The sequence below is a fragment of the uncultured Microbacterium sp. genome, from assembly GCF_963528945.1.
GTDB lineage: Bacteria > Actinomycetota > Actinomycetes > Actinomycetales > Microbacteriaceae > Microbacterium.
The window spans coordinates 855,400-878,755 of the sequence record NZ_CAURWX010000001.1; the positions used below are offsets into that span (position 1 = coordinate 855,400).

24 protein-coding genes and 1 pseudogene are annotated in these 23,356 nt (G+C 70.2%); 15 read left to right on the forward strand and 10 right to left on the reverse strand.

Annotated elements, in window-relative coordinates; translation table 11 throughout:
* Positions 1-12: 12 nt before the first annotated feature.
* From RWS82_RS15165 to RWS82_RS03960, 3 genes and pseudogenes are all read right to left on the reverse strand, one after another.
* Positions 13-807 (reverse strand): annotated as a pseudogene (locus tag RWS82_RS15165) (acyltransferase); the annotation flags it as partial.
* Positions 788-1,885: a DUF4349 domain-containing protein gene (locus RWS82_RS03955; RefSeq protein WP_314647157.1), complete on the reverse strand. Its 1,098-nt coding sequence runs from the start codon at positions 1,883-1,885 to the stop codon at positions 788-790. The gene RWS82_RS03955 and the pseudogene RWS82_RS15165, both read right to left, overlap by 20 nt.
* A complete protein-coding gene (locus tag RWS82_RS03960; protein ID WP_314647160.1) occupies positions 1,882-2,439 on the reverse strand; it encodes an RNA polymerase sigma factor in 558 nt (185 codons plus the stop codon). Before RWS82_RS03960 ends, RWS82_RS03955 begins: the two co-directional genes overlap by 4 nt.
* Before the next feature lie 222 nt (positions 2,440-2,661).
* Here RWS82_RS03960 and RWS82_RS03965 point away from each other — a divergent pair, with 222 nt between their 5' ends.
* The gene (locus RWS82_RS03965; protein ID WP_314647161.1) at positions 2,662-3,666 is read left to right on the forward strand and encodes a TerC/Alx family metal homeostasis membrane protein; all 1,005 of its coding nucleotides are present in this window, start codon (positions 2,662-2,664) and stop codon (positions 3,664-3,666) included.
* A 6-nt stretch (positions 3,667-3,672) separates the two neighbouring features.
* Here the strand turns inward: RWS82_RS03965 and RWS82_RS03970 are convergent, their stop codons facing one another.
* Positions 3,673-4,269 carry an LON peptidase substrate-binding domain-containing protein gene (locus RWS82_RS03970; protein ID WP_314647163.1) on the reverse strand — a complete coding sequence of 199 codons (597 nt, stop codon included), beginning with the start codon at positions 4,267-4,269 and terminating at the stop codon, positions 3,673-3,675.
* Between the two features lie 36 nt (positions 4,270-4,305).
* Here RWS82_RS03970 and RWS82_RS03975 point away from each other — a divergent pair, with 36 nt between their 5' ends.
* Entirely contained in the window at positions 4,306-4,803 is a 498-nt protein-coding gene (locus RWS82_RS03975) for a DUF427 domain-containing protein (RefSeq protein WP_314647166.1), read from the forward strand.
* A gap of 14 nt (positions 4,804-4,817) precedes the next feature.
* Here RWS82_RS03975 and RWS82_RS03980 read toward each other — a convergent pair whose 3' ends face one another.
* Together RWS82_RS03980 and RWS82_RS03985 are read right to left on the reverse strand one after the other, a co-directional pair.
* A complete protein-coding gene (locus RWS82_RS03980) occupies positions 4,818-6,131 on the reverse strand; it encodes an LLM class flavin-dependent oxidoreductase (protein WP_314647168.1) in 1,314 nt (437 codons plus the stop codon).
* Positions 6,128-7,423: a PLP-dependent transferase gene (locus tag RWS82_RS03985; protein WP_314647171.1), complete on the reverse strand. Its 1,296-nt coding sequence runs from the start codon at positions 7,421-7,423 to the stop codon at positions 6,128-6,130. The genes RWS82_RS03980 and RWS82_RS03985 overlap by 4 nt, the downstream gene beginning before the upstream one ends.
* A gap of 186 nt (positions 7,424-7,609) precedes the next feature.
* Between RWS82_RS03985 and leuC the strand changes: the two genes are divergently transcribed.
* The 6 genes from leuC to RWS82_RS04015 all read left to right on the forward strand — a co-directional run bounded on the left by leuC (position 7,610) and on the right by RWS82_RS04015 (position 13,944).
* Positions 7,610-9,043 carry a 3-isopropylmalate dehydratase large subunit gene (gene leuC / locus RWS82_RS03990; protein ID WP_314647174.1) on the forward strand — a complete coding sequence of 478 codons (1,434 nt, stop codon included), beginning with the start codon at positions 7,610-7,612 and terminating at the stop codon, positions 9,041-9,043.
* A 2-nt stretch (positions 9,044-9,045) separates the two neighbouring features.
* Positions 9,046-9,642, forward strand: a complete 597-nt coding sequence (gene leuD / locus RWS82_RS03995) for a 3-isopropylmalate dehydratase small subunit (protein ID WP_314647177.1) — start codon at positions 9,046-9,048, stop codon at positions 9,640-9,642.
* Between the two features lie 62 nt (positions 9,643-9,704).
* Positions 9,705-11,072, forward strand: a complete 1,368-nt coding sequence (gene murA, locus RWS82_RS04000) for a UDP-N-acetylglucosamine 1-carboxyvinyltransferase (protein ID WP_314647180.1) — start codon at positions 9,705-9,707, stop codon at positions 11,070-11,072.
* 5 nt (positions 11,073-11,077) lie between these two features.
* The gene (locus RWS82_RS04005; protein WP_314647182.1) at positions 11,078-11,833 is read left to right on the forward strand and encodes a lysophospholipid acyltransferase family protein; all 756 of its coding nucleotides are present in this window, start codon (positions 11,078-11,080) and stop codon (positions 11,831-11,833) included.
* Between the two features lie 31 nt (positions 11,834-11,864).
* Positions 11,865-12,962, forward strand: coding sequence for an NAD(P)H-dependent glycerol-3-phosphate dehydrogenase (locus tag RWS82_RS04010; RefSeq protein ID WP_400190069.1), 1,098 nt, complete (start codon positions 11,865-11,867; stop codon positions 12,960-12,962).
* A complete protein-coding gene (locus RWS82_RS04015; protein WP_314647186.1) occupies positions 12,862-13,944 on the forward strand; it encodes a D-alanine--D-alanine ligase family protein in 1,083 nt (360 codons plus the stop codon). The genes RWS82_RS04010 and RWS82_RS04015 overlap by 101 nt, the downstream gene beginning before the upstream one ends.
* 15 nt (positions 13,945-13,959) lie before the next feature.
* Here the strand turns inward: RWS82_RS04015 and RWS82_RS04020 are convergent, their stop codons facing one another.
* Complete coding sequence (locus RWS82_RS04020) at positions 13,960-14,445, reverse strand: DUF3515 family protein (protein ID WP_314647188.1); 486 nt, start codon at positions 14,443-14,445, stop codon at positions 13,960-13,962.
* 23 nt (positions 14,446-14,468) lie between these two features.
* On the opposite strand from RWS82_RS04020, the gene thiL reads away from it, so the two are divergent.
* Entirely contained in the window at positions 14,469-15,464 is a 996-nt protein-coding gene (gene thiL / locus RWS82_RS04025; protein ID WP_314647190.1) for a thiamine-phosphate kinase, read from the forward strand.
* A gap of 70 nt (positions 15,465-15,534) precedes the next feature.
* Here the strand turns inward: thiL and rsmD are convergent, their stop codons facing one another.
* The gene (rsmD, locus tag RWS82_RS04030) at positions 15,535-16,104 is read right to left on the reverse strand and encodes a 16S rRNA (guanine(966)-N(2))-methyltransferase RsmD (protein WP_314647192.1); all 570 of its coding nucleotides are present in this window, start codon (positions 16,102-16,104) and stop codon (positions 15,535-15,537) included.
* Positions 16,105-16,165: 61 nt separating this feature from the next.
* Here rsmD and RWS82_RS04035 point away from each other — a divergent pair, with 61 nt between their 5' ends.
* The 6 genes from RWS82_RS04035 to mutM all read left to right on the forward strand — a co-directional run bounded on the left by RWS82_RS04035 (position 16,166) and on the right by mutM (position 21,288).
* Complete coding sequence (locus RWS82_RS04035; protein WP_314647195.1) at positions 16,166-18,340, forward strand: ATP-dependent DNA helicase RecG; 2,175 nt, start codon at positions 16,166-16,168, stop codon at positions 18,338-18,340.
* A gap of 55 nt (positions 18,341-18,395) precedes the next feature.
* Positions 18,396-18,893, forward strand: coding sequence for a pantetheine-phosphate adenylyltransferase (gene coaD / locus RWS82_RS04040; RefSeq protein WP_314647198.1), 498 nt, complete (start codon positions 18,396-18,398; stop codon positions 18,891-18,893).
* 126 nt (positions 18,894-19,019) lie between these two features.
* Positions 19,020-19,514 carry a DUF177 domain-containing protein gene (locus tag RWS82_RS04045; RefSeq protein WP_314648178.1) on the forward strand — a complete coding sequence of 165 codons (495 nt, stop codon included), beginning with the start codon at positions 19,020-19,022 and terminating at the stop codon, positions 19,512-19,514.
* Positions 19,515-19,516: 2 nt separating this feature from the next.
* Positions 19,517-19,726, forward strand: coding sequence for a 50S ribosomal protein L32 (gene rpmF, locus RWS82_RS04050; RefSeq protein ID WP_215173959.1), 210 nt, complete (start codon positions 19,517-19,519; stop codon positions 19,724-19,726).
* 13 nt (positions 19,727-19,739) lie between these two features.
* Complete coding sequence (gene rnc, locus RWS82_RS04055; protein ID WP_314647202.1) at positions 19,740-20,432, forward strand: ribonuclease III; 693 nt, start codon at positions 19,740-19,742, stop codon at positions 20,430-20,432.
* Positions 20,425-21,288, forward strand: coding sequence for a bifunctional DNA-formamidopyrimidine glycosylase/DNA-(apurinic or apyrimidinic site) lyase (mutM, locus tag RWS82_RS04060; protein WP_314647204.1), 864 nt, complete (start codon positions 20,425-20,427; stop codon positions 21,286-21,288). Before rnc ends, mutM begins: the two co-directional genes overlap by 8 nt.
* Positions 21,289-21,295: 7 nt before the next feature.
* Here the strand turns inward: mutM and RWS82_RS04065 are convergent, their stop codons facing one another.
* Positions 21,296-22,621 (reverse strand): FtsX-like permease family protein, encoded by a 1,326-nt coding sequence (locus RWS82_RS04065; RefSeq protein ID WP_314647206.1) that lies wholly within the window; start codon positions 22,619-22,621, stop codon positions 21,296-21,298.
* A complete protein-coding gene (locus tag RWS82_RS04070) occupies positions 22,618-23,310 on the reverse strand; it encodes an ABC transporter ATP-binding protein (protein WP_314647208.1) in 693 nt (230 codons plus the stop codon). The genes RWS82_RS04065 and RWS82_RS04070 overlap by 4 nt, the downstream gene beginning before the upstream one ends.
* Between the last annotated feature and the right edge of the window lie 46 nt (positions 23,311-23,356).

The following is a 23,356-nucleotide window of genomic DNA, read 5'->3' on the forward strand; positions in this document are numbered from 1 at the left end:
CATCCAGAGCAGCGCGTACCCGGCGACGATCACCAGCGCCGTCTGCCACCACTGCCGCCGCGCGAACCAGCCGTCGAAGAGGAAGAACCCGATCTGCTGCGCGAACAGCCACACGAAGATGACATTGGGGATGCCGAAGATCTCCTGTCCGATCCCGTAGCCGGTGGGCGGCACACGTTCGAGACCGAACACGCCGTCCACGACGAGGAAGCGGAACGCATCGACGGCGAATGCGCCGAGCAGGAGGACGGCCGGCACGCGGAGGCCCCAGCGGGCGTGCGCACGGATCATGAACGGGGCGCATGCTTGGGCGATCAGGTACGCCGCCAGGAACCAGAGCGGCGAGCCCACACCGATCGCGATCGTATCGACGAGCTGCGGATCGATGCCTAGCAGGCGCACGGCGCTGAGGGCGACGGTGAAGAAGACCATCACCGGCACGGCCGGCCGGGCCAGTCGTGCCAACCTCACGCGCACGAACCGGTCGGCCGACTCCCCGCGCCGCTCGGCGGAGCGCCAGCCCGCACGAGCGGCGTAGCCGCCGACGACGAAGAAGAGCGGCATGATGTTCGCCACCCACGTGCCCAGGTCGAAGATCGGGAGCTGCTCGACCGTCCGCTCGATCACGAGACCGCCGTCGGCGTCGCGCCCGACGCCCGTGAACAAGATGTGCACGAACACCACGAGCAGCACGCAGGCCACGCGGGTCAGGTCGAGAGTGAGATCGCGGCCGGCCGGTACGGTGCGAGGCGGCGTCGAGGAAGCGGCGCGTGTCATGCCGACGACTCTAGGGGAGCGGGTCCGCATCGTCGCGACGGCGGGCGCGAGACCGCCGGACGAGCCAGACCACCAGCACCACGGCACCGGCGATCGCCGCCCAGGGGAGAACGAACCCCACCGCGATGACCAGCGCATTCAGCGAGGCGATGAGGCCGTTCCATCCGGCCAGCAGCCCGTCGCCGAAACCGGCGGGGTCCGCACTGGTCGTGGTCGTCGTCGGCGTCAGCTGCACCTGCAGGCTCGACATCGCGACCTGGTCCTCGAGGGTGCGGAGCTGCTGCTGGTACGACTCCAGCTCGGCCTGGCGGTCGGTGAGGGCGACTTCGGCCTCGATCAGCTCCGACACCGACGCCGATTGCGACATGAGCTCGGTGAGTCGCTGCACCGACGCCTGCGAGGCCTCTACGCGGGCGCGCAGGTCGACCGCGGTCGCCGTGACGTCCTGACGCGAGATCGACGACGACAGCACCTCGCCGGTCCGGTCGAGGTCGTCGATGACGGCCGTCAGGTCGGCGGACGGCACGCGGATGCTCACCCAGCCGTAATCGGGGTGCGACGGCATCGGCTCGGACGAGTCCACGGCGACGGCCGAACGACCGACGTCGGTGCTCTCCACGTAACCGCCGTACTGCTCGGCGAGAGCGGCGATGTCGTCGGCGGCGTCTGCGATGTCGTCGACCTCGATCGACGCGTTCGCGGACGCGACGATGTCACGACCGTCCTCGGCGATCGCGCCGGGGACCACGGCGCTCGATTCGGCCGTCTCCGATCCCGCGCTGCGATCGGCGACTGCTCCCTGGTCGGGGAGGGGCACCGCGGGAAGGGGAGCGCCACCGACGAAGCCCACGCCGTCGGCCGTGCTCGTCGCAGAGCTCGAACCGGTGAGCGCGAGGATCGGCGGTGTCACCAGGACGCCCACCGCGAAGGCCGCGGCCACCCCGAGCCCCGTCAGCCACCGGCGCCGGCGCGGACGGGATCGTGCGGCGCCCGGCGAAGACGTGGTCCGCGGCTCGGCGGCGATCTCGGCGAAGACACCCTCCTCGATCCGCGCGATGGCCTCATCCGAGAGCGTGGGCAGCGCTTCGTGCCGGTTCTGGTCGTTCATGCGTCTCTCTCTTCCTCGACGGCGACCCGGAGTCGGGTGCGCACTCGTGAGAGACGGTTGCGGACCACCGCATGGCTCACACCCAACCGCGCGGCCGCCGCCTGGTAGGCGTACCCCTCGGCGGCGCACAGGCGGAGGATCTCGCGATCGAGCTCGCCGAGGGTGCCCACCGCATCGGCGATGCGCGCAGCGAGGTCGGCCGTGATGACCTGCTCCTCCACGTCGACCGTGTCGACGAGGTCGTGGTCGATGGCATCCGCGGTGTGCGCGCGATCCCGCCGACGCTGCCGCAGCCGGTTCGCCGCCTGGAAGCGGCAGATGGTCGCGAGCCACGGCAGGATCGACTCGCCCTGCAGCCGCAGCGACGGCAGCTTGCGCCACGCCACCACGAACGTCTCCTGCGTGACGTCCTCGGCGTCTGGAGGCGACGCGAGGATGCCCTGGGCGATCCAGTACACGGGGCGGACGTGGGCACGGTACAGCTCGCGGAAGGCGCTCTCGTCGCCGTTCGCGGCCTGAGCCGCCCATCTCTGATCACTCGTCTGTGCGGGCATCCTGATTCCGTTCGGTGTCTCTCACCGGGGAAGTGTCGGCCGATGCCCCATCGTCTCAGATCCGCCCGGCTGGACTAACATGGCGTCTGCGAGGGGGAGTATCCCGTTTCCGCGCGTAACGTCATCACGAGCATCACCGCTGCTGCTCCGGGCGCGCGCCGCATCTCATGCGGGGGAGAGACTCTCGATTCCCGTCGACCCCCTCTGAAAGCCGTGCTGCCCGTGGAAATTCCCGCCTGGTTCGAGATCACCTCGATGATCGTCCTCTCGATCATCCTCGTCGCCGATCTGCTCCTCATCCGTCTCCGCCCGCACATCCCGTCGGCGAAGGAGTCGACGCTCTGGGTGGTGTTCTACGTCGCACTCGCTCTGCTCTTCGCCGTGCTGCTCGGAAATGTCGGCGGCTGGCGCAACGCCGGCGACTTCATCACCGGCTGGGCGCTGGAGTACAGCCTGTCGGTCGACAACCTCTTCGTGTTCGTGCTGATCATGGCGCAGTTCGCCGTGCCCAGACGCCTGCAGCAGCAGGTGCTCATGATCGGCATCATCATCGCGCTCGTGCTCCGCGGCGCGTTCATCCTGGTGGGTGTGACGATCATCGAGAACTTCTCGCCGATCTTCTACGTCTTCGGTGCGTTCCTCGTCTACACCGCGATCAAGCAGGCCCTCCCCGAGGGCGACCATGACGACGACGTGCGGCGTGAGAACTTCATCGTGCGGATGCTCCGGCGCCGCATCGACATCAGCGAGGGCTACGACGGCTCGAAGATCCGCACGACCGTCGACGGCAAGCGCATGTGGACGCCGATGATCATCGTGTTCATCACCATTGGCGTCACCGACCTCATCTTCGCGATCGACTCGATCCCCGCGATCTTCGAGATCACGACGAACGGCTTCCTGGTCTTCTCGGCCAACATCTTCGCCCTCATGGGCCTCCGGCAGCTGTACTTCCTGCTCGGCGATCTGCTCGACCGGCTCCGGTACCTGCACTACGGCATCGCGGTGATCCTCGGCTTCATCGGCATCAAGCTCATCCTCCATGCGCTGCACGTGAACGAACTGCCCTTCATCAACGGCGGCGAGCACGTCGAGTGGGTGCCCGACATCGACAACCTCGTATCGCTCGGAGTGATCGTCGTATCGATGACGGTCGCCACGACGGCCAGCCTCATCGCGTCGTCGCGTGAGAAGCGGGCGGCGAAGGCCACGCCGACCGTCGAGTGAGGTCCGTCACTCGGCCGACCAGAGCAGCTCCGCTTCGAGCAAGAGGTCGATGAGCTGGCGGAGCAGGCCGCCGACCGTGGTCGACTGGAGCAGCCTGTACCGGTCGTACTCGCCCAGCGGGGCGATCGCGGCGAGCTGCCACGCGGCCGCGATCGGGTTCTCCGACAGTGCGGTTCCTGCATCCCACCGGGCCTCGGGGGCCCGGGAGAGCGCACGTCGCACGATCGACTCGGCCTCGGTGCGCATCGGCGCGAGGGCCTCGTTCCACAGGAGGTCGGGAAGAGGAGTGATCTCGGCGCGAGGGTAGGGGTCGTCCTCCGCCCACCGTTCCACCAGGAACCGCTCGGTGCCGACCGCGACCGCCTGCAGCACATCGGCGCCGGCCGAGACGCTGACCAACCGGGCCATGGTGCCGACGGCGGCCCGCTGGTCGCCACCACCGGCCTCGTGGCCGCGCTCGATGAGCACGACGCCGAAGCGGGGCTCGTCGTCATCGAGCAGTCGACCCATCATCGTGAGATAGCGAGGCTCGAACACGCGCAGCGGCAGGGGGCTGTACGGGAAGAGCACCGAGCCGAGAGGGAACATCGGGGTCGCATCCATCGCCCCAGTCAACACCGTCGGACGTACAGTGAGAAGATGCGCAGACCCGAACCCCTCGTTCCCGGACCCGGACAGGAATCGGTGTGGGACTACCCCCGGCCTCCGCGTGTCGAGCGGGTCGACGAGCGCGTCACGATCCGCCTCGGAGGGGCGCTGATCGCCGACACCGACGACGCGGTGCGCGTGCTCGAGACGAGTCACCCGCCCGTGTACTACCTGCCGGTCGCCGACTTCGCGCCGGGCGCGCTCGTCGCCGCCGACGGCACGTCGTTCTGCGAGTTCAAGGGCGCTGCCCGCTACTTCGACGTCCACGGCGGCGGGGTGGTGCGCCCCGGTGCGGCCTGGACCTACCCCGACCCGTCGCCGGGGTTCGACGCGTTGCTCGGTCGCGTCGCGGTGTATGCGGCGCCGATGGACGAGTGCACGGTCGGCGGCGAGGTCGCGACGCCGCAGCCCGGTGGCTTCTACGGCGGGTGGGTCACCTCGCGGGTGGTGGGTCCGTTCAAGGGCACCCCGGGGTCGATGGGCTGGTAGCCCTCGGCCGCGCCTCAGAACGCGCGCAGATTCGCGTGGATGCCGCCGTCGGCCCAGTCGCGACGCAGGATCCCGCGACGGCGGAGGATCGGCACGAGCTCGTCCAGCGTGCGGTGGAGCGTCACGGGATGGAAGTCGCCCCACAGCAGCACGCCGTCGTTGCCCCAGGAGCCGAGCTCCTCGACGAGGTCGGCGAACTCCTCGGCCGTTCCGACGAAACCGCTGCGATCGGAGATGCGACCGGCGCGGGCCAGTGCGGTGAGATGGGCGCGTAGCGGGGCGTCGTCCTCGCGGTCGCCGAGCAGGCGTTGGATGCTCCCGCGCGAGACGTGGGGTCCGAACACCGCGGGGTCGAGGGGCCGGTCCAGGTCGAGTGCGGTGAGGTCGGTCTCGAGATCGCTGGACTGCTTGCGGGCGATCTGGCGCAGCGCCTCGTCGTCGGGGTGAGCGGATGCCGCGACGATGCGGTCGGCCTCCTCCGCGGACGAGACGATCACCGGAGGGATCGCGAAGAGCACCTTCACGTCGTCGGGGCGACGACCCTGTGCGCGTGCGGCATCGTGGATCTTCGCGCGATACGCCCGGACCGAGGACTCGTGCAGCGGTGCGAGCGCGAGCTGCACGTCGGAGTTCGCCCCCGCGAAGCCCAGCCCCCGACCGGAGCCACCGGGCGAGGCGATCGCCGGCTCGCCGTCGGTGAAGGGCACGGCGTTCAGCGGTCCGTCGAAGGCGAAGTGCGTTCCGCGGTGCTGCACGGCGTGCAGTCTCGTGCCGTCTGCGTAGACGTCGGTGTCCCGGTCGCGCACGAGCGCGCCGTCGTCCCAACTGCGCCAGAGGTCGCGGATGCCGCTCAGCCACTCCTCGGCGCGGTCGTACGCCTCATCGTGACCCAGCGGCGGGGCGTCGGAGAAGTGCCGAGCGCAGCCCGTGTCGGTCACGACGTTCAGCCCCAGCCGATGCCCGCTCAGGTGATGCAGCGACGCGAACTGGCGCGCGGCGGTATAGGGGAGGGAGGCTGCCGGGTTCACGGTCGGGAAGACGCCCAGGTGCCGGGTCGCCTGGAACAGGTAGGGCGCCAGGAGCAGGGGGTCGTGCTTCGGGCCGCCGAACGCGTGCCGCACGCGGAGGTCGATCGTCTCCGGGGAGCCGAGCGACGGCGCATCCTCGATGATCACGAGATCGAAGCCCGCCTGCTCAAGGGTGCGGGCGGCGTCCTGGTAGATCTCGGGACGCGTCCAGTCGTAGTCCCAGTCGAGCGACGGGTATCCCCATCCCTGCGGTCCGAATCCCCGAGCCAGGAACCAGCCGAAGTGCTGCAGCCGGCTCATGCCGCCACCTCCCGCAGCTCGGCGAGCACCCGTGCGAGGTCTCCGATCAGGTCGTCCACATCTTCGATGCCGACCGACAGCCGCAGGGTGCCGGGGTGCACGCCGAGCACGGCGCGCTCCTCGGCCGTCCGCCGTGCGTGACTGGTCGTGCCGGGGTGCAGCACGAGCGACCGCACGTCGCCGATGTGCGTCATGTGCACGAAGACCTCGACGTGCTCGACGAACGCGCGTGCCGCAGGGAGTCCGCCGCGCAACGTGACGGTGAACACCGAGCCGAATCCGCCGTGCAGGTATCGCGAGGCGAGGAGGTGGTGCGGATGCGAGGGAAGACCGACATGGTCGACGCTCTCGACCTCGGGGTGGTTCGCGAGCCACTCCGCCACCGCCAGCGCGTTGCGCGATTGACGCTCGACGCGCAATCCGAGCGTCTCGACGCCCTGTCCGATCAGGAAGGCGTTGAGGGGGGAGGGCGATGCTCCGAAGCGCGGGGCCACCGACTCGCGGGCGTAGGCGATACGGGCGAGTCCGCCGTGACGCGCCTCGACGCTCGGTCCTCCGTCCCGTGCGGGCAGCACGAGGTGGGGGGCGTTGTGACCCGCGGCTGCGCCGTCGAAGCGACCGTCGTCGACGACCACCCCGCCGAGCACCGAGCCGTGTCCGGCCAGGAACTTCGACGCCGAATGCACCACGATCGCCGCGCCGTGCTCGATCGGCCGCACGAGGTACGGCGTCGCGAGGGTGTTGTCGACGATCAGAGGCACGGCGGATTCGTCGGCGACGGCGGCGACGGCGGCGATGTCGAGCACGTCGTTGCGGGCGTTCGAGATCGACTCCGCGAACAGGGCCCGCGTGTTCGGACGGATGGCGGAGCGCCACGCATCCGGGTCGGCGATGTCGTCGACGAAGGTCGTCTCGATCCCCAGCCGCGCGAGGTTGTCGAGGAACAGGCCGCGGCTGCCCTCGTAGATGTGCGTCGACGACACGACGTGGTCGCCGGCGCCCGCGACGGTGAGCAGCGCGGTGACCACCGCGGCCTGACCGCTGGCGACGAGCAGCGCATCCGCGCCACCCTCCAGCGACGCGAGCTGCCGTTCGACCGCCCGCACCGTGGGGTTGCCCGTTCGGGTGTACCCGAAACCCGAACCCGCCCCGAAGTGGTCGGCGGCGTGATCGAACCCGTCGAACTCGAAACCGGCGGTCAGGTAGATCGGCGTGGCCCGAGGGGTCGCGGCGTCGCGCGTGCGCGCAGCGTGTAGGGCGCGGGTCGCGAAACTCGGGGTGTCGGCGGTCATGCGAAGCCTCTCGATCTGCGGGTGAACAGTAGAGTGTCACGGCGTGTCACGGCCCGGGGAAGCGGTGGTAACCTGGCGTCATGCGGACCGTGCTCCTTCTTAGCGGCCGCGACGAGACCTCGTTCTGAGCCCCTCCTCGTCGCGGAGTCCATCGTGGGCCGACCCGCCAGCTTCAGGAGAAGAGCCATGAACACCCCCGCAGTCGATGCCCCGCGCCCGCGCACCCTCGCCGAGAAGGTCTGGGACGACCACCTCGTGGTCAAGGGCGAGCAGAACGAACCAGACCTCATCTACATCGACCTCCACCTCGTGCACGAGGTGACCAGTCCGCAAGCGTTCGACGGACTCCGCGCCGAGGGGCGCCCGCTGCGGCGCCTCGACCTGACGATCGCCACCGAGGACCACAACACGCCGACGTGGGAGATCGACAAGCCCATCGCCGACCTCACCAGCCGCACCCAGATCGAGACCCTGCGCCGCAACGCGGCGGAGTTCGGGGTTCGGCTGCACTCGCTCGGCGACGCCGAGCAGGGAATCGTGCACGTCGTGGGTCCGCAGCTCGGGCTCACGATGCCCGGCATCACGGTCGTCTGCGGCGACTCGCACACCTCGACCCACGGCGCTTTCGGCGCGATGGCCTTCGGCATCGGCACCAGCGAGGTCGAGCACGTCATGGCCACGCAGACGCTGCCCCTCAAGCCGTTCAAGACGATGGCCATCACCGTCGAGGGAACGCTCCGTCCCGGCGTGACCGCGAAGGACATCATCCTCGCGGTCATCGCGAAGATCGGCACCGGCGGCGGTCAGGGGTACGTGCTCGAATACCGCGGCAGCGCCATCCGCGCCCTGTCGATGGAGGGGCGCATGACGATCTGCAACATGTCGATCGAGGCCGGCGCCCGCGCCGGAATGGTGGCGCCGGACGACACGACCTTCGCCTACCTCGACGGGCGTCCGCACGCGCCGCAGGGCCAGGACTGGGATGACGCGGTCGCCTACTGGCGCACCCTGCCCACCGACGAGGGCGCGACGTTCGACGCCGAGGTGTTCATCGACGCCGACGAGCTCGAACCCTTCGTCACCTGGGGGACGAACCCCGGCCAGGGCAGCTCGCTCTCGGCATCGGTGCCCGACCCGGCCACGATCGACGACCCGAACGAGCGTGCCGCCGCCGAGCGGGCGCTGCAGTACATGGACCTCGCGCCCGGCACCCCGCTGAAGGAGGTGCCGGTGGATGCTGTCTTCATGGGCTCCTGCACGAACAGCCGGATCGAAGACCTCCGCGCCTTCGCGTCGATCATCGAGGGCAAGCAGAAGGCCGACGGGGTGCGCGTCATGGTCGTGCCCGGCTCGGCCCGCGTGCGGCTCGAGGCGGAGGCGGAGGGCCTCGACAAGATCATCACCGACTTCGGTGCGGAGTGGCGCTTCGCCGGATGCTCGATGTGCCTCGGCATGAACCCCGATCAACTCGCGCCGGGGGAGCGCTGCGCATCGACGTCGAACCGTAACTTCGAGGGCCGTCAGGGCAAGGGGGGCCGCACGCACCTCGTGTCGCCGCTGGTCGCCGCCGCCACCGCGATCCGCGGCACCCTGTCCAGCCCGAGCGACCTGGAGGCCTGACCATGGAGAAGTTCACCACCCACACCGGTATCGCCGCCCCGCTGAAGCGGTCGAACGTCGACACCGACCAGATCATCCCGGCCGTCTTCCTCAAGCGGGTGACCAAGACGGGCTTCGAGGATGCTCTCTTCCACGGCTGGCGTCAGGACCCCGAGTTCGTGCTCAACCAGGCTCCGTATCAGGGGGCGTCGGTGCTTCTCGCGGGGCCGGACTTCGGCACGGGATCGTCGCGCGAGCACGCCGTATGGGCGCTGCGCGACTTCGGCTTCGCGGTGGTGCTCAGCCCCCGGTTCGCCGACATCTTCCGCGGTAACGCCGGCAAGCAGGGCCTGCTCGCCGCGACCATCTCGGAAGAGGATCTGGAACGTTTCTGGGCCGCGGTCGAGCAGAACCCCGGTGTGCGGATGACCGTCGACCTCGAGGCGCGCACCGCGTCGCTCGGCGACATCCAGGCCGACATCGGGATCGACGATTACACTAGATGGCGGCTCCTCGAAGGGCTCGATGACATCGGGCTCACGCTGCGCAACGAAGACAAGATCGCGCAGTTCGAGGCCCGTCGCGAGTCGTGGCGGCCCCGCACCCTTCCCGTTCGATGACGGATCGGGGCGGGAGGCCAGGGGCATCCCGCCCCGAATCCCTGAACGAAGTGAGGCCCCGAATGACGACACCCGTGCGCGACGCTCTCCCGGACGGAGTCCCCGCACTCACCGGAGACGTCCTCGCGATTCGAGGCGGTCGTCCGCTGCGCGGCCGCGTCGACGTCAAGGGGGCGAAGAACCTCGCCACCAAGGCGATGGTCGCGTCTCTCCTCGGTGAGACGACGAGCACGCTGCGCGACGTGCCGGCCATCAGCGACGTGGCCGTCGTCCGCTCACTGCTCGAGGTGCACGGCGTGCGCGTGACCGAGGGCGACGAGCCCGGGTCGCTCTCGTTCGACCCGAGCGACGTCGAGTCGGCCCACTTCGAGGAGATCGACGCCCACGCCGGCGCCTCCCGCATTCCGATCCTCTTCTGCGGTCCGTTGCTGCACCGCCTCGGTCAGGCCTTCATCCCCGACCTCGGCGGATGCCGCATCGGTGACCGCCCGATCGACTTCCACCTCGACGCGCTGCGCAAGTTCGGCGCCATCGTCGAGAAGCTGCCGAGCGGCATCCGCCTCTCCACGCCGAACGGCCGTCTGCATGGCGCGAACATCCACCTCCCGTACCCCAGCGTCGGCGCCACGGAGCAGGTGCTGCTCACCGCGGTGCGCGCCGAAGGCGTGACCGAGCTGCGCAACGCGGCCATCGAGCCCGAGATCATGGATCTGATCGCGGTGCTGCAGAAGATGGGCGCGATCATCTCGTACGAGCCGAACCGCGTCATCGTGATCGAGGGCGTCGAGAAGCTCCGCGGCTACGACCACCGTTCGATCTTCGACCGCAACGAGGCGGCGTCGTGGGCATCCGCCGCGCTGGCCACCGACGGCGAGATCTTCGTCGGCGGCGCCAAGCAGCAGGAGATGCTGACGTTCCTCAACGTGTTCCGCAAGGCGGGCGGATGGTTCGACATCCAGGAGGACGGCATTCTCTTCCGGCGCGAGGGCGAGCTGCGCCCCGTCGTCGTCGAGACCGACGTTCACCCCGGCTTCATGACCGACTGGCAGCAGCCTCTCGTCGTGGCGCTGACCCAGGCCAACGGCCGTTCCGTCGTGCACGAGACCGTCTACGAGAACCGGATGGGCTTCACCGAGGCCCTGGTGAAGATGGGCGCCGACATCGTCGTGCACCCGCGGGGTCTGCAGGCCGGACCCCGCCGCGTTCCCCGTCGCGATCTCGAGCAGGCCGCCGTCATCACCGGACCCACCCCGCTGCACGGCGCCGAGATCGTGGTCCCCGACCTGCGCGGCGGATACAGCCACGTCATCGCGGCCCTCACCGCATCGGGCGAGTCCACGGTCTCGGGAGTCGACATCCTCAACCGCGGATACGAGAAGTTCCTCGCCAAGCTCGACGCGCTCGGCGCCGACTTCGACGTCCTCCGGTGAGCGCGATGGCAGCCCGGTCGCCGGAGAAGTCCCGGCCGAGCGTGTTCTGGCCGCTCGCGGCTCTCGTCGTGCCGGCGGTGTCGCTCATCGCGAAGATCCGCGTCGCCGGAGCCGAGAAGCTCCCGCGCACCGGCCCGTACGTGCTGGCCCCCAACCACTACTCCGAGTTCGATCCGCTGATCGTGGCGGTCGCGGTGTGGCGGATGGGGCGGGCTCCGCGGTTCATGGCGAAGGAGAGCCTGTTCCGCGTGCCGGTGCTCGGATGGTTCCTGCACCGCACGGGCATGGTGCCGGTGGCTCGGGCGTCGTCCGCATCCGCCGCGAAGCAGACGATGGCGCAGTCGAACGACCTCGTGGCGAACGGCCGCGGCGTGATCGTCTACCCCGAGGGCACGCTCACCCGCGACCCCGACCTGTGGCCGATGCGCGGCAAGTCCGGCGCGGTGCGGCTCGCCCTCGCCGGCGACATCCCGCTGATCCCGGTCGCGCACTGGGGCACGCAGCACATCATGGGGCGCTACCAGAAGGGGCTGAGCCTCTGGCCGCTCCGCAAGCCCGTGCGCGTGCTCGTCGGCGATCCTGTCGACCTCACCGACCTCCGGGGGCGCGCGGGCGAGCCGGCGGCGCTCTCCGAAGCGACCACACGGCTGATGGATGCGATCACCGCGCTGCTCGCCGAGTTGCGCGACGAGAAGGCGCCGACGGAGCGGTGGAACCCCTCCGCGCACGGCCAGAACGAGACGGGACGCCTTGACTCCTAAGCGCACGACCGCACAGGGACCGCGCGTCGCGGTGATCGGCGCCGGCAGTTGGGGCACGACCTTCGGCAAGATCCTCGCCGACGGTGGCGCCCAGGTGACGATGTGGGCGCGACGCGCCGAGCTCGCGCACGAGATCGACGAGGCCAAGCGCAACTCGCGCTACCTGCCCGGCATCAACCTCCCTCGTACGATGGCGGCCACGCACGAGCTGTCCCGAGCCCTCGAGGGGGCAGAACAGGTCTACCTCTCGGTGCCGAGCCAGTCGCTGCGCGAGAACCTCAAGGCCCTCCGGCCGCTCATCGCCGACTCCGATGCACGCATCGTGAGCCTCATGAAGGGTGTCGAGCGCGGCACCGGCCTGCGCATGAGCCAGGTCATCCAGCAGGAGATGCGGTGCGATCCCGACCGCATCGCCGTGGCCTCCGGCCCGAACCTCGCGCTCGAGATCGCGCGGGAGCAGCCCACCGCCGCCGTGATCTCGTCGCGCAGCCAGGAGACGGCCGAGGTGGTGGCTCGTGCCGCCCGCAACTCGTACTTCCGCACGTTCGTGAACACCGATGTCATCGGCACCGAGTTCGGTGGCGTGCTGAAGAACCTCATCGCGGTCGCCATCGGCATCGTCGACGGCGTGGGGTACGGCGAGAACACCAAGGCGTCGATCATCACGCGCGGTCTGGTCGAGATGACCGACTTCGCGGTGGCGAACGGCGCGCATCCGGAGACGCTGCAGGGCCTCGCAGGGCTGGGCGACCTGATCGCCACCTGCCAGTCGCCGCTCAGCCGCAACAACACGGCCGGGCGCCTGCTCGGTCAGGGGTACAGCTTCCAGGACGTCGTCAAGCAGATGCAGCAGACCGCGGAGGGGCTGGCTTCGGTCGCCCCGGTGCTGCAGCTGGCGCGCGAGTCCGAGGTGGACATGCCCATCGTCGAACAGGTGAAGATGGTGCTCGACGGGAAGATGAACCCGCGCGACATCGCACCCCACCTGACGACGGACGACGACACCCCCCAGGGGGAGAGGACCAACCATGGACAAGCAGACGGTGGTGGTGCTCTTCGGAGGGCGCTCCAGCGAGCATTCGATCAGTTCCGCGACGGCGGGCGGGGTGCTGGGCGCGATCGATCGTGACCGCTACGCCGTGATCCCGGTGGGGATCACGCGCGAAGGCGCGTTCGTGCTCGAGGACGACGACCCGGCGAAGTTCCCGCTCGATGCGGCCCACCTTCCCGAGGTGGTCGACAACGGCACCCGAGTGCGCTGGCCGGAACCCGGCGGGGACCGCACCCTCCGCATCGTGCGCCCCGACGGCTCCGTCGAGGGCCTGGGCGAGATCGACGTGGTGCTGCCCATCCTGCACGGACCGCACGGCGAGGACGGCACGATCCAGGGCTTCTTCGACACGCTGGAGGTGCCGTACGCCGGGGGTGGCGTGCTCGACTCGGCCCTGTGCATGGACAAGCACTTCATGAAGGTCGCCCTGCAGGCGGCCGGCATCGCCGTCGCGCCGTGGGTGACCGTACGGCGGCGCGAGTTCGACGCCGACCCTTCCTCGGTGCGCGACCGCGCCGAGGCGCTCGGACTCCCCCTGTTCGTGAAGCCCGCGCGGGCGGGATCGAGCGTGGGCGTGTCGAAGGTCGAGGCCTGGGACGAACTCGACGAGGCACTCGCTGTCGCCTTCGCCGAAGACGACAAGGTGCTCGTCGAGACGGGCGTCACAGGTCGCGAGATCGAGGTCGCGGTGCTCGAGGGGGCGGAGGGCGTGCGCGCGTCGCTCCCCGGTGAGATCGTGCTGACGTCGCGCGGGTTCTACGATTTCGAGGGTAAGTACCTCGGCGGAGAGGGCGTCGATGTGGTCTGCCCCGCGGTGCTGACGGATGCCGAGATCACCGCCATCCAGGAGGCCGGCGTTCGGGCGTTCGAGGCGGTGGACGGCCGAGGTCTCGCGCGTGTCGACATGTTCCTCACACCGTCCGGCGAGCTGGTGGTGAACGAGCTCAACACGATGCCCGGCTTCACGCCGATCTCGATGTTCCCGAAATGCTGGATCGCCTCGGGGCTGAGCTACGGCGACCTCATCTCGGAGCTGATCGAGGCGGGTCTGCGCCGCTGACGCGCTGCGCGAGGGTCAGCTGCCGGGGAACTCGACCCGGTCGGTGCACTCGGCCGTCGCGGGCTGCAGACCGGGCTGGATCGCCTTGGACAGCGTCTCGACCACGGTGCGGAAGTCGACCTCGGCCTCGCGGCGGATGATGATCTCGATCGCGGGGTCGCGGCCGTAGCTCACGAGCCGCTGCCGTTCGTCCTCCTGATCGAGCACCAGCCAGTCGACGTTGCCGATCGTCGTGCACACGAGATCGGACGGCGCGGGCGGGGCGACGCCGCAGCGCAGCACCACGGTCGGATCGCCCCAGGCGCCGGTGGCCTGACCATCGGTCCAGACGCGGTCGAAGTCGGCGACGCTCTCGGGCAGGAGCACCGACACAGCGGCGCACGCCGGGTTGTTGGCGTCGTCGGCCGGCTCGACGTGGACGGTGGTCGAGCACGCGGTGAGCGACAGCATCAGCGCGCCGGCGGTGACGGCGACGGCGACCAGTCGGCGGGGGAGGGGCATGGTTCCAGGCTACCTTTGACGACATGCCCTCCCGACCCGACGACCTCGATCCGCGCCTGGGCGACCTCGCCGAGGGCGATGTGCTCCGCGCCATCCTGTCCCGCACCCCTCCGTCGTCGTCGGCCCTCGTCGGCCCGGGCGACGATGCGGCCGTGATCGCGGCGCCGTCGGGTTCGGTTGTCGCGACCACCGACACCCTCGTGCACGGTCCGGACTTCCGTCTGGCGTGGACGAGCGGGTACGACCTGGGCTGGAAGTCCGCCGCGGTGAACCTCGCCGATGTCGCGGCGATGGGGGCGCGGCCGACGGCGCTGCTCGTGGCTCTGGCCGTTCCGCGCGACCTGACGCTGTCGTTCGTCGAGCGTCTCGCCGACGGATTCCGCGAGGCCTGCGCAGCGCTGGCGCCCGGGTGTGCGGTCGTCGGCGGCGACCTGACCGTGTCCGAGACCCTGACGGTCGCCGTCACGGCGCTCGGTGACCTCGACGGACGAGCGCCGGTCACGCGGAGCGGTGCCCGGGTCGGCGATGTGGTGGCCGTGGCCGGCGAGCTCGGGCACGCGGCGCGCGGCCTCGGGCTGCTGTTCGGACGATTCCGAGTGGACGGAGCCCCGGTGCCCGTGGACCCGGCGCGGCTGGGGCCGGGCGAGTCGGCGATGATCGCCGCGCAGCTGCGCCCCGCCCCGCCCATCGGGTTGGGTCCGGTGGCCGCGGTGGCGGGAGCGACGGCCATGATGGACGTGTCGGACGGCCTGGCGCTGGACGCCCGTCGGATGGCGGACGCGTCCGGCGTGACGATCGCCCTCGACCGCGCTGCGCTGGGTTCCGATCCGGATGCGGCGCTGGCGGGCGGCGAGGACCATGCCCTGCTCGCGACGTTCCCCGAGGGCCTGCTCGCCCCGGGTTTCCGAGTGATCGGGCGCGTGACCGAGCGCGATTCCGACGCCGTGACGTCGGATGGGGCGCCGGTGGAGGTCGGCGGGTGGGACCCCTACCGCGATTGGGACTCCGTCAGCGGCTGACCCCCCGTCGAGGCGGCTTCCACCTCGATCCCGGACCGGTGCGAACCGCCGGGATCGCACCCGCGGCGGCTCAGATCGGGCGGTCGGCGCGCTCCGCCCACCACACGCGGGTGTCGCCGTAGGTCTTCTCTCGCACCAGCGCGAGCCCGGCGGACGGGAGGTCCGGCGCAGTCGACCGCTTCGCGCGCTCGATGACGACGAGCGCATCGAGCGACAGCAGCGGTGCGAGCGCGGCCAGGTCCGCGGCCATCGCCGCATCGTCGAGGTCGTAGGGCGGGTCGGTGAACACGAGGTCGAAGGGCCCCGTCGCGTGCTGCAGGAACGTCTGCACGGTGCTCTGATGCACGCGCGCGAGCGGTGCGCCCGCGCGGGCGACGGTGGTCGCGTTGCGACGCACGACATCTGCCGCCGAGCGCCCGCGTTCGACGAGGTCGGCCGCGACCGCACCGCGGCTGAGCGCTTCCAGTCCGAGGGCACCGGAACCCGCGTACAGATCGACGACGCGCGCGCCCGCGATGGCATCCGCCGATTCCAGTGCGCCGAACAGCGATTCGCGTACCCGATCGCTCGTGGGCCGTGTCCCGGCGTCCGGCACGTCGAGTCGGCTGCCTCCGGCCGTGCCGGCGATGATCCTCGTCACCCGTTCACGATACGCCGGGTGCGGGGCCGTCGATGTCGGCGGCGTTCCCTAGACTCGTTGCATGCCGCTCACGCTCGATTCGTCACTCGACGATGCGGTCGGCTCCGCGACCGCGAAGACCCTCGACCGGGCCTTCTCCATGCGCACGGTCGGCGATCTCCTCTCCCACTATCCGCGGCGTTATGCCGATCCGGGGGAGCTGACCCCGATCCGCGACCTGCCGATCGGTGAGACGGTGACGATCGTCGCCGAGGTGCTGTCGTCCAGTTTCCGGCGCATGCGCAACCGTCAGGGGGCGATGGTCGACGTCGTCATCGGCGACGGCATCGGCCGGATGTCGCTGACGTTCTTCGCCAAGAACATCGGCCAGGCCGAGTGGCGTTCGAACGACCTCGCGGTCGGGCGGCGCGGGGTGTTCTCCGGCAAGGTCGGGGAGTTCAACGGCGTCACGCAGTTCGCGCATCCGGAGTACGAGCTGTTCGACGACGAAGACGCCGCACGGCGGCGGGCGGATGCGCGGGCCGCCGTGCCGATCCCGATCTACCCGGCCACCTCCACGGTGCAGACGTGGCAGATCGCCCGGTTCGTGGGGCGGGTGCTCGACGACCTCGCCGACGTGCCCGATCCGCTTCCCGACGCGGTGCGCGAGCGCGAAGAGCTGCTCACGGCGGCGCAGGCCCTGGAGAGCATCCACCGCCCGCGCACGAAGAACGACATCGACCCCGCGGTGCGCACCCTGCGGATGCACGAGGCGCTGACGCTGCAGACGGCGCTGCTGCAGCAGCGCGATGCCGTGCGGGCCCTGGCGGCCACACCGAGGTCGGCGTCGCCCGGCGGACTGCTCGAGCGATTCGATCGCGCGCTGCCCTACACGCTCACTCCCGACCAGCAGACGGTCGGCGACCAGGTCGCGCATGACCTGGTCGGCGCATGGCCCATGAACCGTCTGGTGCAGGGTGAGGTCGGCTCCGGCAAGACCCTCGTCGCCCTGCGCGCGATGCTGCAGGTGGCCGAGAGCGGCGGTCAGGCGGCGCTGATCGCGCCGACCGAGGTGCTCGCGGGTCAGCATCTGCGGTCGATCACGAAGATGCTCGGGCGAGAACTCGCGCCCGAGGTCATGCCCACGCTGCTCACGGGGCAGATGCCCGCCGCCGAACGCCGGAAAGCCGCGCTGCGGGTCGCCTCCGGCCAGGCCCTGATCGTGGTCGGGACGCACGCGCTTCTCGGCGAGAAGACGACGTTCGCCGACCTCGGCCTCGTCGTGGTCGACGAGCAGCACCGTTTCGGTGTCGAGCAGCGCGAGGCGCTGCGCGCGAAGGGGTCCAGCCCGCACGCGCTCGTGCTGACGGCGACGCCGATTCCGCGCACCGTCGCGATGACCGTGTTCGGAGATCTCGACACCTCGGTCATCCGCACCATGCCCGCCGGACGCGCCGGCATCGAGACGTACGTCGCGCCCCTGGCGGAGCATCCGGGGTGGTTCGCCCGTGTGTGGGAGCGCGCGGCCGAGGAGATCGCCCAGGGTAGGCAGGTGTTCGCCGTGTGCGCCGCCATCGACACGACCAAGAAGACGGCCGAGCCGGCCGACCAGCCCGCCGCCGTGCCCGAGGGTGCCGCCGGCCCGCGCTGGGGCGTGGTGCAACTGGACGAGGCCCTCGCCACGCATCCGAAGCTCGGGAACCTGCGCCGGGCCGTGCTGCACGGCAAGATGCCGTCCGACGAGAAAGACGCGGTCATGCAGGCCTTCGCGCGCGGTGAGATCGATCTCCTGCTCGCCACGACGGTCATCGAGGTCGGCGTCGACGTGCCCAACGCGTCGACGATGATCGTGCTCGACGCCGACCGCTTCGGCGTCTCGCAGCTGCATCAGCTGCGCGGACGCGTCGGGCGAGGCGGCGTTCCCGGGTTGTGCCTGCTGGTCACCGAGGCGGAAGACGGGTCGGTCGCGCGCGAGCGGGTCGACGCGGTGGCCGCGACTCTCGACGGCTTCGCGCTCGCGGAGGTCGACCTCGAGCTGCGCGGAGAGGGCGACGTGCTGGGGGCCGCGCAGGCCGGCGTGCGCTCCTCGCTCAAGCTCCTCCGGGTGGTCAAGGACTCGGGTCTCATCGTCCGCGCGCGCGAACTGGGCGAAGAGATCCTGCGCGACGACCCGACGCTCGAGAGTCACCCCGGCCTGCGGGTGGCGATCGAGCGGCGGGTCAGCGACGAGGACCGCGCAGCGCTCGCGAAGAACTGACCGGCGCGGCAGCGGCGACTGGTTCGCGTCGGAGGTCGTGTTCTAGGCTGGCGGGATGAGCAGCAGGATCGCCGTCGTCCCCGGGTCGTTCGACCCGCCGACGCTGGGCCACCTCGACGTCATCCGCCGTGCCGCCGCCCTCTTCGACGAGCTGCACGTGCTCGTGGTGCACAACCCGGGCAAGGAGGCGATGCTGCCGATCGCCCAGCGCCTCTCCCTGCTGGAGCGCTCCATCGCCGATGACGGTATGCCGGGCAACGTCATCGTCGGCGCGTGGAGCATGGGTCTGCTCGTCGACTATGCGCGTGATGTCGACGCGGGGGTTCTCGTGAAGGGCATCCGCTCCCAGGTCGATGTGGCGTACGAGTCGCCGATGGCGATCGTGAACCGGCACCTGGCCGACATCGAGACCGTCTTCCTCCTGCCCGATCCCGCGCACGCGCTCGTGTCGAGCTCGCTGGTGCGTCAGGTCTCGTCGCTCGGCGGCGATGTCTCCCCGTTCGTTCCCCCGGCCGTCGCGGAGTTCCTCGACACCGGTGCACGCGGAATCTGACGCGACCACCCTGCACCGCGGATCCGGCCCGTACTCAGGTCTGATCGGTAGAATCGATCCGTGCGTTCCCGTTTCACCTCCCCGTTCTCCCTGCCCGTCCGCGACATCGTGCGCAAGCCGGGCGAGATGCGCGAGCATGCCTTCTCGGTGACCCTCGACGAGCAGTGGGGCGAGGGAATCGTCTCGTTCGAGAAGGGGTCGACGCTCGATCTCGACATCCGCCTCGAGTCGGTTCACGAGGGCATTCTCGTGTCGGGAGCGGCGGATGCCGAGTACACCGGCGTGTGCGGTCGATGCCTCACCGACATCGCCCGGCCCGTCGAAGTCGAGTTCCAGGAGCTTTTCGCGTATCCTGGTGAGGAAGAAACTGACTTCGAGGTTCAAGACGACCACGTGGATCTTGAAACTCTGGTCAGGGATGCGACCGTTTTGGCGCTTCCCTTCCAGCCGGTGTGTCAGCCGGACTGCCCGGGTCTCGACCCGCTGACGGGTGAGAAGCTGACCGAGAGCGCCGGGTCGGAGCAGGCGGCTCCCATCGATCCTCGGTGGAGCGCGCTCCAGAACATCACAGACCAAGACGGAACGGCAGAGAGCCGCGCCGCCGAGAAAGAAGAGAGCTAGTCATGGCTGGTAACCCCCCGAAGCGCAAGGTCTCCCGTTCGAACACCCGCTCGCGCCGTGCGCAGTGGAAGGCGGCGCCCATCGCGCTCGTGAAGACGGTCGAGAACGGACAGGTCGTCTACAGCCGTCCGCACCAGGCGAAGGTCGTCACCGACTCGCAGGGCACCGAGCTGTTCCTCGAGTACAAGGGCCGCAAGGTCGCAGACGTCTGAGTCGCGAGTCATCGTGACGGAGGTCCCTGGAGGGAAGAGACCTCTCCCTGAGAAGCTCCGCGTCGACATCGACGCGGAGCTTCTGGAGTTGGCACTGACGCACCGCTCGTATGCGTACGAGCACGGTGGCATCCCGCACAATGAGCGCCTCGAGTTCCTCGGCGACTCGGTGCTGGGGCAGGCCGTGACGGTCATGCTCTTCACCACGCACCCCGAGCTCGACGAAGGGCAGCTCGCCAAGCGGCGCGCCAGCGTGGTGTCGACCCTGGCGCTGGCCGAGGTCGCGCGCGGCATCGGCCTGGGCGAGCACTTGCGTCTCGGCCGGGGCGAGGAGCAGACGGGTGGGCGCGATAAGGACTCGATCCTCGCCGACACCATGGAGGCCGTCATCGGCGCCACCTACCTGTCGGCCGGCCCCGAGGCTGCGACCGACCTCGTGCTGCGTCTGACCGAGCCGCTGCTCGCCGACCCCGAACGCTATGGCGCGGCCATGGATCCGAAGACGAGTCTGCAGGAGCTCGCGGCACGCCTCGGAGCCACTCCGCCGCGCTACGCCGTCGAGGCGTCCGGACCCGATCACGACCGCCGGTTCACCGCGACCGTCGCGGTGGGCGAGGTCAGCATGCAGGGCCGCGGCAGCAGCAAGAAGACGGCCGAGATGGCCGCGGCGCTCAGCGCCTGGCGCCTGCTCAGCGATCGTGCCTGAACTCCCCGAGGTCGAGGTCGTCCGCGCCGGACTCGCCCCAGCGGTCACCGGTGCGACGATCACGGGCGTCAGCGTTCTCGACGAACGGGCCCTCACCCGCCACGCTGCGGGCGCCGCGGACTTCGTCGGACGGCTCGAGGGACGCACCGTGCACGCCGCCGCGCGTCGGGGCAAGTTCCTGTGGCTCCCGCTCGACGGCGACGAGGCGGCCCTCATCGCCCACCTCGGTATGAGCGGGCAGATGCTGCTCCGCGTACCCGACGCGCCTCCGGAGCGCCACGAACGGGTGCGGCTGCACGTCGAGCACCCCACGCACGGCGAGCTCGCCGTCGTGTTCGCCGACCAGCGCACGTTCGGTTCGTTGGCCGTCGACGCCCTGATCGCCGACGGGCCATCGATCATTCCCTCGCAGGTGCGACACATCGCGCGGGATCCGCTCGATCCCTTCTTCGACGACCTCGACTTCGTCGCGGCGGTGAGGCGCCGCCACAGCGCCATCAAACGCGTGATGCTCGATCAGACGATCGTGAGCGGCATCGGCAACATCTACGCCGACGAGGCCCTCTGGGCTGCGCGCGTCCACCCGGAGACGTCGGCCGACCGCCTCTCGCTGCAGGCCGTGCGCCGGCTGCTGGGCGAGGTGCGCTCCGTGCTGGCGAAGGCCCTCGCCGAGGGTGGCACGAGCTTCGACGCGCAGTACGTCAACGTGAACGGGCAGGCAGGGTACTTCGCGCACTCGCTCAACGCCTATGGTCGCGGCGGCCAGCCGTGCCCGCGCTGCGGTGGTCCGATCCGACGCGAGGCGTTCATGAACCGCTCGTCGCACTACTGCCCTCGCTGCCAGCGCCGGCGCTGAGGCCCGCTCACGCCGCAGCGAAAGCGGGCGCCAGCAGCGGACCGGTTGCACGGGCGCTGACCCACACCAGGCCGATGCCCGCGACGAGCACCGCGACGATCGTCAGGAGGGAGAGTGGTGCGGTGATCAGGGCGACGCTGATGAGCGGCAGCATGAGCACCCCCGCGCACACCGCCGATCCAATCGCGGTGATCAGCAGGGGCGACATGATTGCGCGACGACGAGCCCGATCCACCGTCTCCTTCGGCATGCCGAGGTGGTGGAGGCTGCGATGCAGGGGTCGCTCGTCGAGGATCGACGACGCCTGATTCACCCCGACGGACGCGGCGACCATGAGGAACGACGCGACGAGTGTGATGATGAGCCCCGTGCGCATGTCCGCCACGAGCGCGGCCTCGTCGCTCGTCGCTTCGGGGCCGCCGAGCACGTTCATGAGAGAGACCCCGGTGCCGGCGAACACCGCCATGAAGCTCGCCATCGCGACACCGCCGACCTGTCGCCATGCCGCCTTCGGCGAATCGAGCACGATGCGGGCCGCGAGAAGGCGCTCGGGCTTCTCGGCCCGCCGCAGCTGCATCGACGCCCCGACCTTGAGCACCCACGGTCCGAGGAGGTTGAGCACGCCCAGGGCGCCGGCGAAGGCGAGCGCCACGACGACGATGGTCGTGACGAGGTCGGCGACGCGGGGGAACACGGTGATCACGCCGAACGCGGCGCCCAACACGAGCACGGCGATGATGGCGCGCGTCCAGTGCACCGAGGAGCCGGCTGTGGCACGCGTGCGCACACCGAGCGGTGAGATCACGACGCGGCGGAGTCCGACCATCGCGCTGAGGGCGGCCAGCGCGATCACCGCGGCGACGACGGCGAGCGCCGAGAGCGGCGGCAGGGTCACCGCCGCCCATCCCAGGCTCGCACCGCGGAACGGGATCATGCCGACGAGAGGGGAGAGGAGTAGGGAGAGCGCGACCCCTCCGGCGGCGCCGGCCGCTGCGAGCAGCACCGACTCGATGACGGTCGCGGCAGCCACACCCTGCGGAGTGACGCCGAGAAGGCGGAGGGTCGAGAGCCGCTCGTCGCGGCGTCGTGCCGAGAGGCGGGCGGCGGCACCCCCGAGAGAGGTGAGCGGCACGATCAGCAGCACGAGCGCGATCGCTGCGAGCGCCTGGTAGGTCGGCGCGAGGTCGTCCGACCAGCGCCAGAACGACTGCGCACCGCCGATGACGGTGAGCACCAACGCGGTCACCACGGTGAACGCCACGACGGGCAGCGCGACGACGGCACCCTGTCCGCGGGTCGGGCGGAGGAGCATCCGCAGCGTGTGCGCGTTCATGCGGCCACCGCCGAGGAGACGCGTCCGTCGCTCACCGCGATGGTTCGTGTGCAGCGCGCGGCGACGTCTCGATCGTGGGTGACGACGACGAGCGTGCGCCCCTGGCCGGTGGTCGACCAGAGCAGGGCGTCCATCACCTCCGCCGAGGTTCGCGAGTCGAGCGCCCCGGTGGGTTCGTCGGCGAACACGATCTCGGCCCCCGTGACCTGCGCCCGGGCGATCGCGACCCGTTGGGCCTGGCCACCCGACAGCTCGCCGATGCGTCGATCCTCCATGCCGGCGAGACCCAGGGCGGCCAACCACGAGGCGGCGTGCGGGAGGGCGTCGCGGCGGGGCATCCCGGTGATCATCGCCGCCAACGCGACGTTCTCGACGGCCGTGAGCTCGGGGATCAGCAACCCCTGCTGGAACACGAAACCGAACCGCTCACGGCGCAGGCGCGACCGCGCCGACTCGCCGAGTCGGGTCACCTCGATCGGCGCGCCGGTCGAGGGATGGAAGACGACCGAACCACTGTCGGGCGAGGTGATGCCCGCGAGGATGTGGAGGAGAGTGGTCTTGCCCGATCCGGACGCGCCCATGACGGCCACGGACTCCCCGCGGGAGATCGTGACGTCCATGCCCGCCAGTGCGGGAGTGGGACCGAACGACTTGACCAGGCCATGGGATTCGATGACGGGAGTAATCATGTTCCCAGCCTTCCCGGATCTCCCGCACCGTTCATCGCTCCGCAGG

Coding starts and splice junctions, on each gene's coding strand:
- RWS82_RS04015 (WP_314647186.1), top strand. CDS start 12,862: ATGGACAAGCAGACGGTGGTGGTGCTCTTCGGAGGGCGCTCCAGCGAG.
- RWS82_RS03985 (WP_314647171.1), bottom strand. CDS start 7,423: ATGACCGCCGACACCCCGAGTTTCGCGACCCGCGCCCTACACGCTGCG.
- leuD (WP_314647177.1), top strand. CDS start 9,046: ATGGAGAAGTTCACCACCCACACCGGTATCGCCGCCCCGCTGAAGCGG.
- RWS82_RS04045 (WP_314648178.1), top strand. CDS start 19,020: ATGCGCGAGCATGCCTTCTCGGTGACCCTCGACGAGCAGTGGGGCGAG.
- rpmF (WP_215173959.1), top strand. CDS start 19,517: ATGGCTGGTAACCCCCCGAAGCGCAAGGTCTCCCGTTCGAACACCCGC.
- RWS82_RS04065 (WP_314647206.1), bottom strand. CDS start 22,621: ATGAACGCGCACACGCTGCGGATGCTCCTCCGCCCGACCCGCGGACAG.
- RWS82_RS04005 (WP_314647182.1), top strand. CDS start 11,078: ATGGCAGCCCGGTCGCCGGAGAAGTCCCGGCCGAGCGTGTTCTGGCCG.
- leuC (WP_314647174.1), top strand. CDS start 7,610: ATGAACACCCCCGCAGTCGATGCCCCGCGCCCGCGCACCCTCGCCGAG.
- murA (WP_314647180.1), top strand. CDS start 9,705: ATGACGACACCCGTGCGCGACGCTCTCCCGGACGGAGTCCCCGCACTC.
- coaD (WP_314647198.1), top strand. CDS start 18,396: ATGAGCAGCAGGATCGCCGTCGTCCCCGGGTCGTTCGACCCGCCGACG.
- RWS82_RS04020 (WP_314647188.1), bottom strand. CDS start 14,445: ATGCCCCTCCCCCGCCGACTGGTCGCCGTCGCCGTCACCGCCGGCGCG.
- RWS82_RS04070 (WP_314647208.1), bottom strand. CDS start 23,310: ATGATTACTCCCGTCATCGAATCCCATGGCCTGGTCAAGTCGTTCGGT.
- RWS82_RS04035 (WP_314647195.1), top strand. CDS start 16,166: ATGCCGCTCACGCTCGATTCGTCACTCGACGATGCGGTCGGCTCCGCG.
- RWS82_RS03970 (WP_314647163.1), bottom strand. CDS start 4,269: ATGGATGCGACCCCGATGTTCCCTCTCGGCTCGGTGCTCTTCCCGTAC.
- RWS82_RS03955 (WP_314647157.1), bottom strand. CDS start 1,885: ATGAACGACCAGAACCGGCACGAAGCGCTGCCCACGCTCTCGGATGAG.
- RWS82_RS03975 (WP_314647166.1), top strand. CDS start 4,306: ATGCGCAGACCCGAACCCCTCGTTCCCGGACCCGGACAGGAATCGGTG.
- thiL (WP_314647190.1), top strand. CDS start 14,469: ATGCCCTCCCGACCCGACGACCTCGATCCGCGCCTGGGCGACCTCGCC.
- RWS82_RS03960 (WP_314647160.1), bottom strand. CDS start 2,439: ATGCCCGCACAGACGAGTGATCAGAGATGGGCGGCTCAGGCCGCGAAC.
- RWS82_RS03980 (WP_314647168.1), bottom strand. CDS start 6,131: ATGAGCCGGCTGCAGCACTTCGGCTGGTTCCTGGCTCGGGGATTCGGA.